The organism is Ensifer sp. Root1252 (genome assembly GCF_001425885.1).
GTDB lineage: Bacteria > Pseudomonadota > Alphaproteobacteria > Rhizobiales > Rhizobiaceae > Ensifer > Ensifer canadensis.
The window spans coordinates 1-1,573 of sequence record NZ_LMDT01000052.1 but is presented as its reverse complement, the minus strand read 5'-3'; the positions used below and the strand labels follow the sequence as shown (position 1 = coordinate 1,573).

Below are 1,573 nucleotides of genomic sequence, written 5' to 3'. Positions count from 1 at the left end.
GTGACAATGCGTTGTGCTTTCGCTAGCCATTGGTGCAGGTGGAGAAAGTTGGGGCCGGTGTTCCGACGCATTGACCAATGGGGGAATATCGACCAGCGGGCGCTGACGCCGCAGTCGGTCAACCTGATCCTGAAGGGCCGCTGCAAACATGCCGGGCTCGACCCGACATTGTTTTCGGCGCATGGGTTGCGGTCAGGCTATCTGACCGAGGCAGCAAATCGGGGCATCCCGCTCCCTGAAGCCATGCAGCAGTCGCTGCACAAGTCGGTGACGCAGGCCGCTCGCTATTACAATGACGTGGAACGCAAACAGGGGCGCGCCGCCCGGCTGATCACCTGAAAGCGCCGGTCATACCGGCGGAGGCGTGTGGTCCTGGACGTCCGGCNGACGCAGGCCGCTCGCTATTACAATGACGTGGAACGCAAACAGGGGCGCGCCGCCCGGCTGATCACCTGAAAGCGCCGGTCATACCGGCGGAGGCGTGTGGTCCTGGACGTCCGGTATAGCGCGACGATCAGGATGAGACGAATCTCACCTTGATTGCCGCCGCGCAACGTCCGGCTAATTCCGGGTCTTGGTTGCTTACCTTTGCTGTAAGCACAGTAGAGCCGACGTATCATGGCTGCAAGAACAAGACGCAGTCGTAAAGGGCTCGTGCTTATTGCGCCGATGCGCCTAATCCCAGGACAGCTGATCCTTCGGAAGCCGACCACTTGGGTCATGTACTTGCACTTTATGAGGCAGGCTGGGGCCCCAGTTCCAAAGCACCAGGTTTCGATCTCCCTCTTCGGAGCCAGGCGCAAAACTGGGTACTATGATGCCTGCCGTACCCCTCGCCTTCAGTCGATCGTATATCGACCAGGATGGGGGCCTCCTTCCTTCGGAAAGCGCGGTGGCCCAACTGCAGGCCATTTCCTCCACCGAAACACTATTCGCGGCCCGACCAACGTCAGAAGTAAGGTCCGCAATGTCATCACAGTCGACATCGTAGGAACAAAGTACGCAGGGGTCGATACGATGAGCAAATCCTTGATTGGCTTCCTTAATCGCCGTCATGACACTGAGGCCGAGATAGAGAGCCCGCACGCCTTTTGGGTTGAACCGCGCGCCCCTTATAGCCGCGCCATCTCCTGAAACCGGTTTGAAAGCCCAGCGTGGATCGTGCGCACGGTAACAATTGCCCACAAACCTCAAGCGAAGCCCCCTAGGGCCATATGATCGAGGTAATCTCGCACCGCCGCGGCCTTGCCGTCTTTTACGAGAGCCTCGGGCGTACGCCCGCCAAAAGCTGGTAGAGGTTGAGCCCGGTACCAAGCCATTGCTTGCTCCTTACCACCGGCCCAATCTGAGACGCGACTGATAATCTCCAGCATTTCCCGAAGGCGACTCTGCGTTTTCGCGCCCAGGCTACGCTCGCTTCTATACAGCGTTTCGCGGGCTAGGCCCGCCGTCTCGGCCAACTGGCTCTTAGACATGCCGAAGCCGGTTGCGACCCGTTCCACAGCGATCTTTCCCGAGCGATCCATATAGGACAGGACCAGGGGACCGCTTTGCTCTAGAGATTTCAGAACCT

3 protein-coding genes are annotated in these 1,573 nt (G+C 59.2%); 1 reads left to right on the top strand and 2 read right to left on the bottom strand.

The genetic code is table 11. The features are described from left to right. A partial coding sequence (locus ASD02_RS31925) for a tyrosine-type recombinase/integrase (RefSeq protein ID WP_156408508.1) occupies positions 1 to 339 on the top strand: 339 nt, incomplete at its 5' end. 336 nt (positions 340 to 675) lie between these two features. Here ASD02_RS31925 and ASD02_RS37690 read toward each other — a convergent pair. Then, positions 676 to 1,194 (bottom strand): RES family NAD+ phosphorylase, encoded by a 519-nt coding sequence (locus ASD02_RS37690; RefSeq protein WP_082555684.1) that lies wholly within the window; start codon positions 1,192 to 1,194, stop codon positions 676 to 678. Then, entirely contained in the window at positions 1,191 to 1,526 is a 336-nt protein-coding gene (locus tag ASD02_RS31920; RefSeq protein ID WP_057258505.1) for an antitoxin Xre/MbcA/ParS toxin-binding domain-containing protein, read from the bottom strand. Before ASD02_RS31920 ends, ASD02_RS37690 begins: the two co-directional genes overlap by 4 nt. Positions 1,527 to 1,573 lie beyond the last annotated feature (47 nt).